The 14,919-nt window shown below is 62.6% G+C and carries 17 protein-coding genes and 1 pseudogene; 10 read left to right on the forward strand and 8 right to left on the reverse strand.

What is annotated here, in order from left to right; translation table 11 throughout:
* Positions 1 to 103 precede the first annotated feature (103 nt).
* Together purM and BRA62_RS02150 are read right to left on the reverse strand one after the other, a co-directional pair.
* Positions 104 to 1,099, reverse strand: coding sequence for a phosphoribosylformylglycinamidine cyclo-ligase (gene purM, locus BRA62_RS02145; protein WP_292364472.1), 996 nt, complete (start codon positions 1,097 to 1,099; stop codon positions 104 to 106).
* A complete protein-coding gene (locus BRA62_RS02150) occupies positions 1,092 to 2,480 on the reverse strand; it encodes an aspartate kinase (protein WP_292364473.1) in 1,389 nt (462 codons plus the stop codon). Before BRA62_RS02150 ends, purM begins: the two co-directional genes overlap by 8 nt.
* 71 nt (positions 2,481 to 2,551) lie before the next feature.
* On the opposite strand from BRA62_RS02150, the gene tfrA reads away from it, so the two are divergent.
* The 4 genes from tfrA (at position 2,552) to BRA62_RS02170 (ending at position 6,382) form a co-directional block, all read left to right on the forward strand.
* Positions 2,552 to 4,183 carry a fumarate reductase (CoM/CoB) subunit TfrA gene (gene tfrA / locus BRA62_RS02155; RefSeq protein ID WP_292364474.1) on the forward strand — a complete coding sequence of 544 codons (1,632 nt, stop codon included), beginning with the start codon at positions 2,552 to 2,554 and terminating at the stop codon, positions 4,181 to 4,183.
* The gene (gene tfrB / locus BRA62_RS02160; protein ID WP_292364476.1) at positions 4,180 to 5,643 is read left to right on the forward strand and encodes a fumarate reductase (CoM/CoB) subunit TfrB; all 1,464 of its coding nucleotides are present in this window, start codon (positions 4,180 to 4,182) and stop codon (positions 5,641 to 5,643) included. The genes tfrA and tfrB overlap by 4 nt, the downstream gene beginning before the upstream one ends.
* Positions 5,644 to 5,864: 221 nt before the next feature.
* Positions 5,865 to 6,131: a hypothetical protein gene (locus BRA62_RS02165; protein ID WP_292364490.1), complete on the forward strand. Its 267-nt coding sequence runs from the start codon at positions 5,865 to 5,867 to the stop codon at positions 6,129 to 6,131.
* Entirely contained in the window at positions 6,128 to 6,382 is a 255-nt protein-coding gene (locus BRA62_RS02170) for a hypothetical protein (protein WP_292364477.1), read from the forward strand. Before BRA62_RS02165 ends, BRA62_RS02170 begins: the two co-directional genes overlap by 4 nt.
* On the opposite strand, the gene BRA62_RS02175 is transcribed toward BRA62_RS02170, so the two are convergent.
* Positions 6,319 to 7,557 carry an RNA-guided endonuclease InsQ/TnpB family protein gene (locus tag BRA62_RS02175; protein WP_292364478.1) on the reverse strand — a complete coding sequence of 413 codons (1,239 nt, stop codon included), beginning with the start codon at positions 7,555 to 7,557 and terminating at the stop codon, positions 6,319 to 6,321. The two genes, BRA62_RS02170 and BRA62_RS02175, sit on opposite strands and share 64 nt — an antisense overlap.
* A gap of 49 nt (positions 7,558 to 7,606) precedes the next feature.
* Here BRA62_RS02175 and hepT point away from each other — a divergent pair, with 49 nt between their 5' ends.
* On the forward strand, positions 7,607 to 7,954 hold the full coding sequence (gene hepT, locus BRA62_RS02180) for a type VII toxin-antitoxin system HepT family RNase toxin (protein WP_292364479.1): 348 nt from the start codon (positions 7,607 to 7,609) through the stop codon (positions 7,952 to 7,954).
* A 234-nt stretch (positions 7,955 to 8,188) separates the two neighbouring features.
* On the opposite strand, the gene ablB is transcribed toward hepT, so the two are convergent.
* From ablB to BRA62_RS02200, 4 genes are all read right to left on the reverse strand, one after another.
* On the reverse strand, positions 8,189 to 9,028 hold the full coding sequence (ablB, locus tag BRA62_RS02185; protein ID WP_292364480.1) for a putative beta-lysine N-acetyltransferase: 840 nt from the start codon (positions 9,026 to 9,028) through the stop codon (positions 8,189 to 8,191).
* A complete protein-coding gene (locus BRA62_RS02190) occupies positions 9,018 to 9,779 on the reverse strand; it encodes a hypothetical protein (protein WP_292364481.1) in 762 nt (253 codons plus the stop codon). Before BRA62_RS02190 ends, ablB begins: the two co-directional genes overlap by 11 nt.
* A complete protein-coding gene (locus BRA62_RS02195; protein WP_292364482.1) occupies positions 9,746 to 10,330 on the reverse strand; it encodes a hypothetical protein in 585 nt (194 codons plus the stop codon). The genes BRA62_RS02190 and BRA62_RS02195 overlap by 34 nt, the downstream gene beginning before the upstream one ends.
* Positions 10,331 to 10,465: 135 nt before the next feature.
* Entirely contained in the window at positions 10,466 to 11,602 is a 1,137-nt protein-coding gene (locus tag BRA62_RS02200) for a glycosyltransferase family 2 protein (protein ID WP_292364484.1), read from the reverse strand.
* 249 nt (positions 11,603 to 11,851) lie between these two features.
* Here BRA62_RS02200 and BRA62_RS02205 point away from each other — a divergent pair, with 249 nt between their 5' ends.
* The 3 genes from BRA62_RS02205 to BRA62_RS02215 all read left to right on the forward strand — a co-directional run bounded on the left by BRA62_RS02205 (position 11,852) and on the right by BRA62_RS02215 (position 12,951).
* Positions 11,852 to 12,235: a nucleotidyltransferase domain-containing protein gene (locus tag BRA62_RS02205; protein WP_292364485.1), complete on the forward strand. Its 384-nt coding sequence runs from the start codon at positions 11,852 to 11,854 to the stop codon at positions 12,233 to 12,235.
* Entirely contained in the window at positions 12,174 to 12,578 is a 405-nt protein-coding gene (locus BRA62_RS02210; protein ID WP_292364486.1) for a HEPN domain-containing protein, read from the forward strand. The genes BRA62_RS02205 and BRA62_RS02210 overlap by 62 nt, the downstream gene beginning before the upstream one ends.
* A gap of 166 nt (positions 12,579 to 12,744) precedes the next feature.
* The gene (locus tag BRA62_RS02215) at positions 12,745 to 12,951 is read left to right on the forward strand and encodes a type II toxin-antitoxin system HicB family antitoxin (protein ID WP_331519826.1); all 207 of its coding nucleotides are present in this window, start codon (positions 12,745 to 12,747) and stop codon (positions 12,949 to 12,951) included.
* Here BRA62_RS02215 and BRA62_RS02220 read toward each other — a convergent pair.
* A complete protein-coding gene (locus tag BRA62_RS02220; protein WP_292364487.1) occupies positions 12,920 to 14,131 on the reverse strand; it encodes an RNA-guided endonuclease InsQ/TnpB family protein in 1,212 nt (403 codons plus the stop codon). The two genes, BRA62_RS02215 and BRA62_RS02220, sit on opposite strands and share 32 nt — an antisense overlap.
* A 146-nt stretch (positions 14,132 to 14,277) precedes the next feature.
* Between BRA62_RS02220 and BRA62_RS02225 the strand changes: the two genes are divergently transcribed.
* A complete protein-coding gene (locus BRA62_RS02225; protein WP_292364488.1) occupies positions 14,278 to 14,502 on the forward strand; it encodes a type II toxin-antitoxin system HicA family toxin in 225 nt (74 codons plus the stop codon).
* A gap of 134 nt (positions 14,503 to 14,636) precedes the next feature.
* Positions 14,637 to 14,919: pseudogene (locus tag BRA62_RS02230) on the forward strand (UDP-glucose 6-dehydrogenase); the annotation flags it as partial.

Consider the following 14,919-nt stretch of genomic DNA (forward strand, 5'->3'; position numbering starts at 1 on the left):
CCCCTCGAAATCCGTGCACGGGTGTGCCACAAGTGCTTCATCTGCCACTCAAGAACAACAAAACGTAAAAACAATTTCTCAAGAGAAAGGGATTTGAGAATCCTCACCGGATCTCCACGCCTCTCAACCGCACCCCCGGCTCCTCCGTCACCTCGCCGACCACCCGGGCTTCGGGAACGATCGACCGGATCGCGGCCACGCTTTCGGCCGGGGCGACGAAGGCGTAGCCCATGCCCATGTTGAAGGTGCGGTACATCTCCGCGTCACCGATCCCGCCGGTCTCCTGCAGCCAGGAAAAGATCTCGGGGACCGGGAGGGGGTCGGTGAAGGAGAACCCGTACTCCGAGAGCCTCTTGAAGTTCAGGAGGCCGCCGCCGGTGACGTGGCACATGCCGTGGACTGTGCAGGCCTCCGTCACACGGAGCACCTCTGAATAGATCCGGGTCGGCGTCAGGAGTTCTTCGCCGACGGTTTTCCCGTTCGGGAGAAGGGTGTCGTAGGAGGCGCAGTCCTCGACGACCTTACGGGCGAGGGTTAAGCCGTTGCTGTGGACGCCGCTCGAGGGAACGCCGACGATCAGATCGCCGGGGACGATCCCCTCGCCGGTGACGACCTTCTCCTTCTCCTGGACCCCGAGACAGGTCCCCGCGAGGTCGAGGCCGTTCACGAGCCCCTTGAGGGTCGCGGTCTCGCCGCCGACGATGTTCATGTTCGCGAGCCTCGCCCCCTCGTTCAGTCCTTCGCCGATCTGGGCCATCTTCTCAGGCAGGAGCGCGTCGGTCGCGATGTAGTCGACGAACGCCACGGGTTCGAGGTTCATCACGTAGAGGTCGTTTACGTTCATCGCGATGCAGTCGATCCCGACGGTGTGCCAGTCCTGCAGGGCGTCCGCGACGAGCATCTTCGTGCCGACGCCGTCGACCGCGAGCGCGAGGACATACGGGCCGAAGTCGATCAGCCCGGCAAAATGCCCGACCTTCCCGAGCATCGAAAAAGCGCCGGCCCTCCGGTAGGTGAGGCTGTCGATCAGCGCCCGCACCGCCCGGGCTTCGAGGTCGATATCGACCCCGGCTTCGCGGTAGGTATGTTCTTCACTCATCTGAGTTCTCCGAGAGACGGAATTCATCGTGCAGCACCTGCAGGGCCCGTTTGCCGTCCCCGGCCTTCACGACGAAGGAGACGTTCACCTCGCTTGAACCCTGCGAGATCATCATCATGTTGATGTTGGCCCGGCCGAGTGCGGAGAAGATCCGGCCGCCGGTTCCGGGAGTGCCGGCCATCCCCGCACCCACGACCGCGAGCGCAACGACGTCCCGATCGTAGGTGACCTCGCGCACGACGCCCTGCTTCACGATCGGGTCGAGGGCGGCTATCGCGGCGTCCAGGTGGGATTCGTCGATGATGAGGGAGATGTTTGCCTCGCTCGAGCCCTGCGAGATCATCATGACGTTCACCTCCCGCTCGGCGAGCGCGGAAAAGATCGTCTTCGCGACACCGGGCCGGCCGATCATCTGCGCGCCGTTGATGTTGACCAGCGCCACCTTCTCGATCAGGGCGATGGCCTTGACCACCCGCAACTCCCGGTGCTCGTCGCGGAGGACGAGGGTGCCGGGGACTTCGGGCCTGAACGAGTTTTTGACCCGGATCGGGATATCTTTCTGCATCGCGGGTTCGATCGACCGCGGGTGGAGGACCTTCGCGCCGAAGTAGGAGAGCTCCATCACCTCGAGGTATGAGATGTCGTCGAGCACCCGGGCATCCTTGATGATCCGGGGATCGGAGGTCATCACTCCGTCGACGTCGGTCCAGATCCAGATCTCGTCGGCATCGATCCCGGCACCGATGATAGCGGCCGAGTAATCGGAACCGCTCCGGCCGAGGGTGGTGATGACACCCTGCTCGGTCGCTCCCATGAAGCCCATGATCACCGGGACGGTGTCGGCGAGCAGCGGGGCGACCCGGTGCCGGATGTTCGCCTCGCTCGCCGGGAGAGCACGGGCGTCCCCGTGATTCACCGTCGTGATTATCCCGGCCTCGGCGCCGTCGAGGGCGACCGAAGAGATGCCGCGCTGGCGGAGGGCGGCGCTCACGATCGGGGCGGAGAGCCGCTCCCCGAAGGAGACGATATAGTCGCGGGACCGGGGAGTCAGCTCCTTGAGGGTGTATACTGCGGTGAGGATGTTCTGCAGCCGGGTGAGCCGGTCGTCGATGACCGCCGTCACCTCGTCGACGTAGTCGGGGGCCGTCTCCTCGAGGAGCCGGGTGTGCCGGGTCCGCATCGCGGAGAGGAGCGTCCCGATCTGGGGCTGCTCCTTGCTTGCTATGACCTCGTCGGCCACCGCGATGATCTGGTCGGTGACCCCGGAGCATGCCGATACGACCACCGCGACTTCGTCGCCTGCTGCACGGTTTGATTCTACAATGTCTGCGACCCGCCGGATACAGTCTGCCTCACCGACGGAGGTGCCGCCAAATTTCATTAAAAGCCTCATTCTGGCTCACTCGTCCCTGCAATTACTTTATGGTATTATACAACGCACCGACTAATAAGATGCTTGTTGACGAGATTGTGGACGCGCACGTACTGGTTATCGGAAGTGGCGGCGCCGGGGTACGGGCTGCCGTCGAGGCCTCCCGGTACGGCGGCGTGGTCCTGGTCTCCAAGACCATCGCCGGCAAGGGCGGGTGCACGACGATGGCGGAGGGCGGTTACAACGCCGTGCTGCGGGAAGAGGACTCAGTCCGGGTCCACCGCGACGATACGCTGAAAGGCGGGGCGTACTTAAATGATCCTGCGCTCGTGGACGCACTGGTCCGCGAGGCGCCGGAGCGGATGGCGGATCTTGTCCGGTGGGGCGCTGTCTTCGACGTCACGGAGGACCGGCAGGTTGCGCAGCGGCCGTTCGGCGGGCAGCGGTTCCCCCGGACCTGCTACGCCGGGGACCGGACCGGCCACGAGATGATCATGACCCTCCTCGACCGGCTCGACGCGACCGATACGCATCTCTACCAGGAGGTCTCGGTCGTCGACTTCGTCAAGGACGAGAACGGTGCGGTCGCGGGCGCCGTTGCTCTCGACCGGGACGGGGACGTCGTGCTCTTCCGCTCCGACGCCACGGTGCTCGCGACCGGCGGGGGGACGCAGGCCTACGATATATCCACGAACTCCGCCGCCGGAACCGGGGACGGGTTCGCCATGGCCTACCGGGCGGGGGCGGAGCTGATCGACATGGAGATGGTCCAGTTCCACCCGACCGGAGCGGTCTACCCCTACGACGCCCGCGGGCGGCTGGTGACGGAGGCGGTCCGGGGTGAGGGGGGCATCCTCTTAAACGCGCGTCGGGAGCGGTTCATGGAGCGCTACGATCCCGAGCGGATGGAGCTCTCCACCCGGGACGTGGTTGCGAGAGCGATCGCGACCGAGGTGCTGGAAGGGCGCGGGACGAGCCGCGGCGGGGTCTACCTGGACGTGACCCACCTTCCGGCGGAACGGATCGAGGCCCGGCTCCCGGTGATGCTCGAGCAGTTCCTCGCCTTCGGTGTGGATATCCGGCGGGAGCCGATGGAGGTCGCTCCCACCGCCCACCATATCATGGGCGGGGTCCGGATCACACCGGAGTGCCGGACGACTATCCCCGGCCTCTTCGCCTGCGGCGAGGTGACCGGCGGGGTGCATGGCGCAAACCGCCTCGGCGGGAACGCCCTTGCCGATACGCAGGTCTTCGGGAAGCGGGCCGGGGAGTTCGCCGGGAAGGCGCCTGCACGAAGCGGCCGGGTGGATCCCGCCGGGGTCGATGAGGTAACCCGGATGCTCGACGGCTTCTTCGAGGGGGCGATAAGCCCCGCGGACGTCAGGAAGGACCTGAAACTCACGATGTGGAACCAGGCCGGGATCTTCAGGAGCGCCCCCGACCTCCGGACGGCGCTCGGGCACGTCCGGCGACTGGCGGACAAGCGGCTCTGCGCCGCCTCGACCGCGAACCTTCTCGAGTGCTGCACGATCCGGAACATGTGCACCACGGCGTCCCTGATCGTCCGGTGCGCCCTCCTGCGGCCCGAGAACCGGGGGGCTCACGTCCGGCTGGACGCGGAGGTCGTGACCGACCCGGCGACATCGCCGTTCTCCCACACCTACGTCTCGCTCGCCCGGGAGGGGATCGAGCGGCGGGAGGTGGCGGCATGAAAGAGATCACGATCCGGGTCTCGCGCTACGACCCGGCCGCGGACGCGGAGCCGCACTTCGAGGAGTACACGGTCCGGGTCAACGAGGGCGCCCGGGTGCTCCATGCCCTCCACGCGGTCCGCGACGAGCACGACTCGACGCTCGCCTACCGCTACTGCTGCGGGTCCGGGCAGTGCGGAAGCTGCGCCGTCCGGGTGGACGGGAAACCCGTCCTCGCCTGCATGGAGGAGGCTCGCGACGGTATGACGGTCGAGCCGCTGGACCTCCCGGTTCTAAAAGACCTGATGGTCGACCTGGAGCCGGTGATAGCAAAGATTGCCCGGATATGCCCGGCACCGGACGCAGCCCTCCCGGCAAGGGAGGAGATCGAAGCGATCAAGCCCCTCCGGGACTGCATCGAGTGCCTCTGCTGCGTATCGGCCTGCCCGGCGCTCCAGGTGACGGATTTCGCCGGGCCGACGGTGCTCCGGCAGGAGATGCGCCTCGCCCTCGACCCCCGGGACTCGGGGGATCGGATCACCGACGCCATCGAGAAAGGGCTCTTCTACTGCACGACCTGCAAGCGCTGCACGGAAGTCTGCCCGAAAGATATCGACGTCCCGGGCAAGGCGATCGAGAAACTCCGGGAGCTCGCGAACCGCCGCGGGCTGACCCTCCCCCGCCACCAGGAGGTGGCGCGGCTGGTGCAGGAGACGGGACGGAGCGTGGAGCGGACGCAGCCGACCTTCCTCGAACAGGTGCCGGAGGTGATCGAGCCCGACGGCCCTGTCCGCGGCGAGGTGGGGTTCTTCGTCGGGTGCATGTTCAACGGCCGGGTGCCGCAGACGGCGCTCGATGCTATGGAGGTCATGAAGCGCAACGGCATCCGGGTGATCGTCCCCCACGACCAGGTCTGCTGCGGGTCACCGCTGATCCGGACGGGGCAGACGTCCTTCGTCGACGACCTGAAGCGAAAGAACATCGAGGCCTTCGCCCGTCGGGGGATCAAGACCGTGATGACGATCTGCGCCGGGTGCGGGGCGACGCTGAAGAACGATTACGAGACGCCGTTTGAGGTGAAAGACGTCACGGAGATCCTCACCGAGTACGGGATCGAGCCCCCGTCGAAACTCGACGTCCGGGCGACCTACCACGATCCCTGCCACCTCCTCCGCGGCCAGGGGATCAGCGAGCAGCCGCGGGAACTCCTGCGCCTGGGGGTAAAGGAGTTCGTCGAGATGCCCTCGCAGTGCTGCGGCGCCGGCGGCGGCGTCCGGTCGGGGGTGCCGGAGGAGGCGAAAGCCCTCGGCGCAAAGCGCGACGAATGCGTGAAGGCGACGGGCGCGGACGTCGTGGTGACGGTCTGCCCGTTCTGCGAGTTCCACATCGCGGACTGCACGGACGTGCCCGTCAAGAACCTGACGACGATCCTGCTCGAAGGCTACCGGAAGAAGGACGCGGAGCGGCAGGGCTCTGCATAAACTCCCCAACAACTTTTTTCTACCGGCGTGGGGGCCGGCGTCGCGGAACTATTCATGCGAGAGAGATGCCAACTCTCGACGAGGGATCCTGGAGATGAGAACGGCGGAGCAGGACGTCTTACATGCATTCGATCGCATGAAGGCCCTCGAGGGGTTCGAGAAGGTCCGCTTCATCATCCTCTACGGCCCGATCGCCGGGGGGGGCGAGAGCGGGGTCCGACATCGACCTCGCCGTCTACTACGACGGGGGCCGGGAGGAGGTCGCCCGGTTCCGGTTTGCGGCGCTCTCCGAACTCACCGACGACCGCTACGACATCCGGATCTTCTCCCTTCTGCCGCTCTATATCCGGACGGAGGTTCTCCGCGGACGGGTCGTCTACTGCCCCGACGAACGATTCCTCTACGACATCGCCTACCGGACAATCAGGGAGTTCGACGATTTCAAGCACCGGCTGTACGACTACATCGGGAAGGAGGCGATGGCGTGACTGAGGGGATCCGGGACACGGTCATCCGCATCAAACTCCTGGAGATGGCCGAGAGCGTCGATATGGCCAGAGGACACCTTCCCGATTCGGTCGAATCGTTCGAGAAGCTCGGTATAATAAAGGACGGCATCTACAAGCGTATCGAATACGCCATCGAGAATGTCTTTGACATTTGCGCTATCGTGAACTACCCCTCCCTGAAGGGAGGGGCTTCCTGCTTCATGGACAATACTTGCATCACAGAGATGTGATGTAGCGGTATCATCTCCACAGCACGGGAAATCGAAGATTTCCCTGGCTGGGAAATGCTCTGCATTTCCACAGGCTCGCAGGGCTGTTCCATCCCCACGCGGTGAATATTCACCGCAGCATTGTAGTCTCGATCGGCAACAAACCCGCAATACGAGCATTCATGCACTCTCACCGAGAGATCCTTCTCCACAATGCTTCCGCAGTTTGCGCACATCTGCGTTGTATTCCGGGGATCGACGCGAATGAAGTTCGTACCAGCGCTCTCAGCCTTATACGAAAGATAAGAGTAGAATCGTTCCCATGATACATCATGGATGCTCCTGCGGAGTCCACGAGATTTCCCGTTCTCTTTGAGATACTTGATATTCAGGTCCTCTACACAGATCGTCGCATAAGAATCAACGTATCCGCGGGAGAGTTTGTGCAGAAAATCATTCCTCTGGTGTGTGATATGGGCATATGCTTTCTCCAGTTTCTTCTTTGCTTTCTCCCAATTCTTTGAACTACGACGTTTTCGGGCAACGCTTTGCTGTAATTTCTTAATTCTGGCCCGTGATCGTTCAAAGAACCGGGGGTTCTCGATTGCCGCACCGTCACTATCGACCGCAAATGTGTTCAGACCGAGATCGATCCCAACAGATCGCCCTTTACGCTTCGATGCAGGCACTGTCTGCTCTGCCTGGATGATCACGTACCATTCGTCACCAGAACGGGTGATCAGAACACCTTTCACCTCTCCCGTGTACGGTCGATGCATGACGAACGGGATTGTTCCGATCTTCGAGAAGATGATTTTACTGTGTTCTTGGTCGATCTTGAACCCGGACTGGTTGTAGTTGAGTGTGCGGTACCGGGATGCGCTTTTGAACCGGAGTTTGCCGATCTTTCGTCCTCTCTTTTTTGTCTGCGAAAGAGCACGGATGTTACTCCAGAGGGTATAGTTCACCATCTGAAGCACTTTGGAGTACACGCCCTTCAGAAACGGATTCTCCTCTTTCAGCGTGACGATCCGCGCCTGCATGCCTCGCATCGTCGGAGCGAGCCCGGTCTCTCGTGCGGTAGTACACTCTTCGAGGAGGGTGTTGTAGAGCCACCGACAGGTATCGAGTGCAGTATTCAGCCGCGTCCTGGTAATTGCATCTGGATATGCTCGATACTTGTAGGAAATGAGCATGGACAACAAGAGAGTTCATCTGAAATAAGATATACGTGATCCGTGCGGGGTGAACGTGACGAAGGGCGGCTCCGCTTTCATCCCCACTCTGAACGGTGGGGACTTCCCGCTCCGCCCCCTTCACCCCCACAAGTTAAACACGGATCTCCATCTCGGCGTCCCTGGTAGCGATGAGGATATCCTTGAGAACCTTGTGCAGCACGGAGTATTCGGCTCCGGCATGCGGCAGAGCCTGAAGGCGATGAAGGGGTTCCGAAATATCGTCGTCCACCGCTATGGAGCAATCGATGACGCCCTTGCCTTCTCGATCCTGAAGGAGCACATCGGAGATTTCGCTCTTTTCCGGCAGGAGGTCGAGAGGTTCCTGCAGTCGCCGGAGGCGCAGGGCTCCGCGTGAAGCCTTGAAGTCGTCCCAAAAGTACCACGTGGTTGAAGATTCACAGGGCTCTGAATGCGATTACGAGCGTTCATACCGAATTGAACGATCTCCTGCATCAAATTGCTGAAACGGCTTCCCACCGGGAGTCGCACCTTTGGTGCGAAGAACGCGAAAGAGGTTGCCGGGAAAAACCCCGGACGTCACGGCTTCACGTGAAGCAAAAGAGTGACGTTGTCCCCTTCGGAAGGTAATCTACTCATCCAGCGTCCGGTACCACACGTTCATGCTCTCGAACCCGCCGCAGATGTTGGTGTTGTTGACGAGCGTCCCGGCCCAGGCGTACCCCGCCCGGGCGAACGTGGCGTTGATCGGGTACGAGAGCGCCCGGGCAATCGTGAAGGCGGTCTTCATCCCGGCAGCCCGCATCGCCTCCTCCATCCGGGAGAGGAGATAGATCGAGAGGTTCCGGCCCCGGAACGCCCGGTGCGTGGCGAAATCGGTCATCTCGACGTTCCCGTCCCCGGGATAGATCTCCGCCGAGGAAGCCGCGGCAATCCGGCCGTCTTCGGTGCGGACGAGGAAGTAGCGGTAGTCCCCGGCCATCGTCTCCCGCAGGTAGCCGGGATCGGCGATGGGAAACGGGTAGGTCGCAAAGACCTCGCCGTAGAGCGCGGCAAGGTCTTCGGCGTCGTCTTCCGCCGCAGGCGCACACGTCCAGCCGGGCGGCAGGTCGGCCGGGCGGGCATCACCGGCCTTCTCGCGGACGGCCGCGAGAACCGCGGCGGTCTCGGCCGACTCCCGCCGGCGTTTTGCATCAAGGAACTTCGATGCGAAATACCCGTCCTCCCTGCCCCGGAAGAACCGGGGAACCCGCGCCTCGACGACGTAGCCCCGGGCGATGAAGAGCGAGAGGGCGGAGGCGGGCACTTTTGCGAATATCTTCGTGTAGCCCTCGGTTTCTGCGAGCGCATCGAGATCGTCGAGAATTCCGGGGAGGTCGGCGGGAGAGAGGTGCATCACGTAGATGCGGTCGCTCACCCGCCCGTGCTGGACGAGGGTACCGCCGATCGTCGTGACGGTATCAGGACTCATTTCTCCGCTCGAACCGCTCGGTGTTCTCCGGGACGAGCGCTGTCGTCGGGTCCTCGTCGGAGAGGAGTTTGACGATCCCGACCGCTTTGGACTCGTCCGCGCCCTCGAGCTTCAGGTACTGGCTGCAGGTCGCGCACTTGCGATCGCACCAGACCGGTTCGTAGGAGTCGGGCTCCCGGTAGGTGGTGATCACCCCTTCGAAGTTGCGCAGCACCACCCGGTTCGTGGACCAGGAGATGAGGTACTGGGGCATCACCGGGATCTTCCCCCCGCCGCCGGGGGCGTCGATGACGTAGGTCGGGACCGCGAACCCGCTGGTGTGCCCGATGAGGTTCTCGATGATCTCGATCCCCTTCGAGACCGGGGTGCGGAAATGGGCGAGCCCCTCGGAGAGGTCGCACTGGTAGAGGTAGTAGGGGCGGACCCGGTTCCTGACGAGTTTGTGCACCAGGGTCTTCATGATCCGGGGGCAGTCGTTCACCCCCGCAAGCAGGACGGTCTGGTTGCCGAGCGGTATGCCGGCGTCGGCAAGCCTTGCGAGCGCCTTCTGCGAGGATGCCGTGATCTCCGCCGGGTGGTTGAAGTGGGTGTTCACCCAGAGCGGGTGGTGGCGGGCGAGCATCGCGCAGAGCTCCTCCGTAACCCGGTAGGGGAGGACGACCGGAGTCCGGGTGCCGATCCGGACCACCTCGACGTGCTCGATGTCGTCGAGTTCGGTCAGGATCCAGTCGAGGCGGTCGTCGGGGAGCATGAACGGGTCGCCCCGGAGAGGAGGACGTCCCGGATCTGGGGGTTCTCCCGGATGTAGTCGAGGCTCTCGATGACCTCGGCCTCTGAGGGGATGGAGTCGACGTCCCCGACCTTCCGCTTCCTGGTGCAGTGCCGGCAGTACATGGCGCAGACGTTGCTGACCAGGAAAAGCACCCGGTCGGGGTAGCGGTGGGTGATGCAGGGGGCGGGGTGGTCGGCGTCCTCGGCAAGCGGGTCCTCCATGTCGTCGGGCTCGACCTGCAGCTCCGCCGGAGACGGGAAGCACTGCATGAAGATCGGGTCGTTCCAGATATCCTTCGCGTCGATGAGCGAGAGGTAGTACGGGGTTATCCGCAGGGGGAACCGGTTCGCGGTCTCCTCCAGCGCTTTCCGTTCGTCTTCTCCGAACGATATGCCGAGCAGCCGCTCAAACGTGGATATATCGGTGATCGCGTGACGCACCTGCCACTTCCAGTCGCGCCACACTTCGACGGCGGTGCCTGCGTCGATCCTCTTTGCTATCTTCTGTTGATTGTTTGATAAAGCGGTCATTTGAAGCTCCTCCGGTTCACAACTGTACCGCCAACCATATATAACAGGATCGATCTCCCCTAAAAGAGCCCGGAAATCGAAACTGAGGCATAGGAAACGGGATCACCAGATAAAGCACCATACGCCGGAAGGGGTTCAGTCCTGCCCTTCCCCGCGCTTTAAGAGCATCATGCTCGTGAAGATCCCTGAAAAAACGACCTGCATCCCGGCGAGGAAGAGGGCCAGCGCCCAGACGGCGTTTGCGATCTGGAAGAGCGGGCCGAACCCTGTGGCGGCCCAGTCCCGGAGGATGCCGAGCCCGACGAGGCCGCCGCCGGCCATCAGCAGGATGCCGGCGAGGAGTTCCCGCTCGAGGTTGTGGTAGTTCATGAGCCGGGAGACGAACGGTCCCGCCTCGCCGTAGCCCTGGACGGCCGAGTAGACGGCGATGTTGACCCCGGCAACGAGCGCCTGGATCCCGCCGATGAAGAAGAGGGCGGCGAGGATGAAGGAGTGGATGAACGAGGTCTCGACCTCTCCCCGCAGGGCAAAGATGATCATCAGGAAGAAGCCGAAGACCGTGAAGATCAGTCCCGGAACGGTGATGAAGGGGATCGGCCGGTAGAGGAGCATGAACCGGACGTGCCGCCAGCCGTCGGAGAAACTCTGCAGGTTCGAGGGCGCGACCCGCGGGTAATAGGTGATCGGGACTTCTTCAATCCGGAGCCCGGCTTTCGCCGCCTCGATGATCATCTCGCTTGCAAACTCCATCCCCCCGGTCTTGAGGTTCATCCGCCCGAGCGCCTCACGCCGGAACGCCCGGAGGCCCGTGTGCGCATCCGATATCCGGATGCCAAACACCCGGTTGAGGAGCCAGGTTAAGAGGGGGTTGCCCACGTACTGGTGGAGGAGGGGCATCGCTCCCGGCCGGATCTCCCCCCGGAGCCGGGAGCCGAGGGCCATGTCGGCGCCGGCGTCGAGCCGGGCGAGGAGCTTGGGGATCTCCAGGAAGTCGTAGGTGTTGTCCGCATCCCCGATGACGATGTACTCCCCCCGGGCGCACGCGAGCCCGGCGAGGTAGGCGTTCCCGTAGCCGCGCTTCTTCGGCCGGACGACCGTGGCCCCGAGGTCCCGGGCGATCGTTGCCGTCCGGTCGTCGGAGGAGTCGGCGATGATGATCTCGCCGTCGATCGAGAGATCGGCAAAGACCGTCCGGATCTTTCCGATGCACTCGCCGATGGTGGCTTCTTCGTTGAGGGCCGGGAGGACGACGGAGAGGGCGGGGGTATTCATTTTCTGGAATAGTATCGGGCTCTTGGGGTATAGAGTGTATCGATTGGCGTGCGGGGTTCGGGGGCCGGCGTCCTTCGTCTTCCGGTAGCTTTCGACCGATGCTGTGGATCCATCATGAAAATGATAATCTCCGGCTATAACTCCCCGCGAAGAGCGTTTGAGAGAGACATGAGCGGGAGACAGGCCGCGCCCGTTCCATAAGAGTGGTCGTTCGATACCTTTATCGCGCCAACGGGGCGATCAATCAGTATGGCTGCCCCCGGCACCGCACGTGAGCACAAACTGCGACTTAAAACCGAGCTGGAGAGGTTCGTCGACCGCTGGAGCCGGGACCCCTCGATCAGGAAGATAATTCTCTTCGGTTCGGCTGCCCGGGGCGATGTCCGTTGCGACAGCGATCTCGATCTCGTCGTTGTTCAGGAGACAGATAAGAAGTTTTTATCACGTCTTGAGCCGTTTTATCGCGATGCTCGTATCGCCATGGATATTCTGGTGTATACCCCGGACGAGTTCGCTGCCATGCAGGAAGGGATTTTTCTTAAGAATGCGTTACAGGACGGTGTTGTACTCTATGAAGCAGGAGCCCGAAAAAGAAGGAACCCGATGGCTGAAACAGGCAGAACGCGACCTTGACGATGCAGAGTATGCTTTTGCCGGCGAGAGGTACAACCTGACCTGCTTCCTGGCCCAGCAGGCTGCAGAGAAGGCCATCAAGGCATACCTCTATCTCTCCGGAGAGGAGAGAGTGCTCGGCCATTCCGTCGCGGACCTCCTTAACAGGGCCTCCTCACTCAACAGCGCCTTCGGCACCATCTCGCGGGCAAGGACACTCGACCTCTATTATATCCCAACCCGCTATCCGAACGGGATTCCGGGAGGCCTGCCGTACGAGGCGTTCGATCGGGAGGAAGGCGAGAAGGCCCTGGCTCTCGCTACCCCCGTCATCGACCTCGTCAAGGAGATGTTCTCGGGCTAGTGCCGTGCCGGGCGGTGCTGGGATATGGATCGGCAGCCCGGAGTTGCGCCCTTAGTCCCGTGGCCTCGTGCAGGAGACGAACCGCGGAACCCCTATATAGTGTCATAGATAACTCTCCAGTGGAGGGGATCAACTGTCAGATACTCGTCTCCGCTACACGGTCCTTATGGAGCAGAATGAGGAGGGAGGGTATACCGTAACGGTGCCGTCCCTCCCGGGGTGCATCAGCGAGGGGTCTACCTGGGAAGAGGCGCTGGCACACGTCGAGGAGGCGATCGCGGGGTATATCGAGGTAGCCAGGAAACTCGGCAAACCCATTCCGGTTGAAGTATCCGTACCCGTCAACTACCCCCGACTGAAGTCGGGGGCATGATCCCATAGGCGGCACCATGCTCTTTACAGGCTTGCGATTCCACCTCTCCCCCGGTGTCGGGGGAGCAGACCGCAATAGGCCGGTTGACAGCGGCCCTGGCGGCGATGTTCTTCGCCGCGTTGAGGTCGGCGTTCTCGGTATGCCCGCAGGCGCGGCAGCGAAACGCTGCCTGGGTCGGCCGGTTATCGGGGTGGACGAACCCGCAGACGCTGCACTGCTGGCTCGTATACGCCCCATCGATCACCTGCACCCGGACCCCTGCCCGGCGGGCCTTGTACTCGATGGAGGATCGGAGCTGATGAAACGCCCACTTATGGTGTCGTTCGCGCTGGCCCTTCGTAACCGTGGTCCGCAGGAGAATGCCCTTGAGGTCTTCGAGAGCAATCCCCCGCTTTGTGCCTTCTGCCGCGCAAACGATTCTTTTGCTGATGGCGTGGTTGGTATCGGTCTTGAACCGGCGCTCTCTGCCGGCGATCTGCTGTAGTTTCCGTTTGGCCGATTTGGTGCCGGTCTTCTGGAGAACCCCCTTGAGTCTGCCGTACCGCTTCCGCACCTTCTCGGTGGCCTCGCTGGAGAAGGTTGCTCCGTCGCTCGTGGTGGCGATCGTCACCACCCCGAGATCGACCCCGAGGTACTCGGAAGGTTCGGCAGGATCGATGTCGGGAGTCTCCACGGTCGCGTAGAGCCAGAAGGCTCCGTCCCGGTAGACGAGGTCGGTCTGCCTGACGGTCGCGACCGCCGGGAAGTGATCGGGCTTGCTGTACCAGAGTTTGATCCGGCCGTCCAGCGTCCAGATGCTCACCCTACTCTGCCCGATGGAGAGCACCCGGGCATCGTAGCAGATGGCCCCGTGCTCCCGGAACGAGAGCTTGGTGAAGATCTTCAAGGGTTTGCCGAGAACGGCAAGCACCTTGTTCTGCTCCTTGATCGCTTCCCGGGTGCTCCGGTAACTCCCGGCAACCTTGCGGATGGCGAGCTGGGCCATCTGCGCCGAGAGCCCGAAGGTCTCCCGGACGTGGCGGTACAGCCGGTTCTGCAGACCGATGTTGGAGAACTGACGTTCAGAAAAGGCAACCGGCGAAACCGCGTTGCAGGCGGCATTGTACCGCTCCATTGTGGCGAACAGCATCTGCCGTTCGGCGGGAGACGCAACCAACCGCAACTTCGTCACCGATTGCATACACTGTTTCGATGGACGCTCGCCCGGCATAAAGAATACCCGCACGGGGCGAAAGTGTATTGTGATATGCGAAGGGCCGATTCCTCCCCCGACTCAAGTCGGGGGGCTCTTCGGCCCACGATCCTGAATACCAGCAACGCGGGGACATGAAACTCCCGAGAACCACCGGGGAGAAGGTGGTCGGTGCTCTCAAGAGAGCCGGTTTTGAGGTGGTTGGCATCCGGGGCAGCCATCACTATCTCTATCATGCGCAACGTGACGTCATCGTCACCATTCCCGTGCACTCTAAAAAGATCCTTGCGCCAAAGACGCTTCAGGCGATTCTTTTCCAGTCCGGGATCACCGTCGACGAGTTCCGGGCGCTCCTGTAGCACGTCGTTGTCATTCATCTTCGGGGTAGCGTTACGCACTTTTGAAAACGCAGCAGAGCCCCCTCTCTAACCGGATATCTTTTACCATCCCAAAGCCCAATTTTGACGTAACGAACCGGAGGATTAGCGAAACGATGCGGATAACAGTCGTCGGCGGGGGCTACGTCGGCCTGGTCACGGGGGCCTGCTTCGCCGAACTCGGGCATACGGTCGATATCGTCGAGATCGATGCAGGAAAGGCGGCGGCGATCAACGCCGGGCGCGCCCCGATCCACGAGCGGGGCCTCGATGCGCTTCTGGAGAAGCATGCCGGAAAGCGGCTCTTCGCGGGGACGGATTATGGCCCGGTTGCCAGCGCGGATCTCTCGTTTGTCTGCGTCGGCACTCCTCCGGCTGCCGACGGGAGCGCCGACCTCT

Source organism: Methanoculleus sp. UBA208 (assembly GCF_002498065.1).
Lineage (GTDB): Archaea > Halobacteriota > Methanomicrobia > Methanomicrobiales > Methanoculleaceae > Methanoculleus.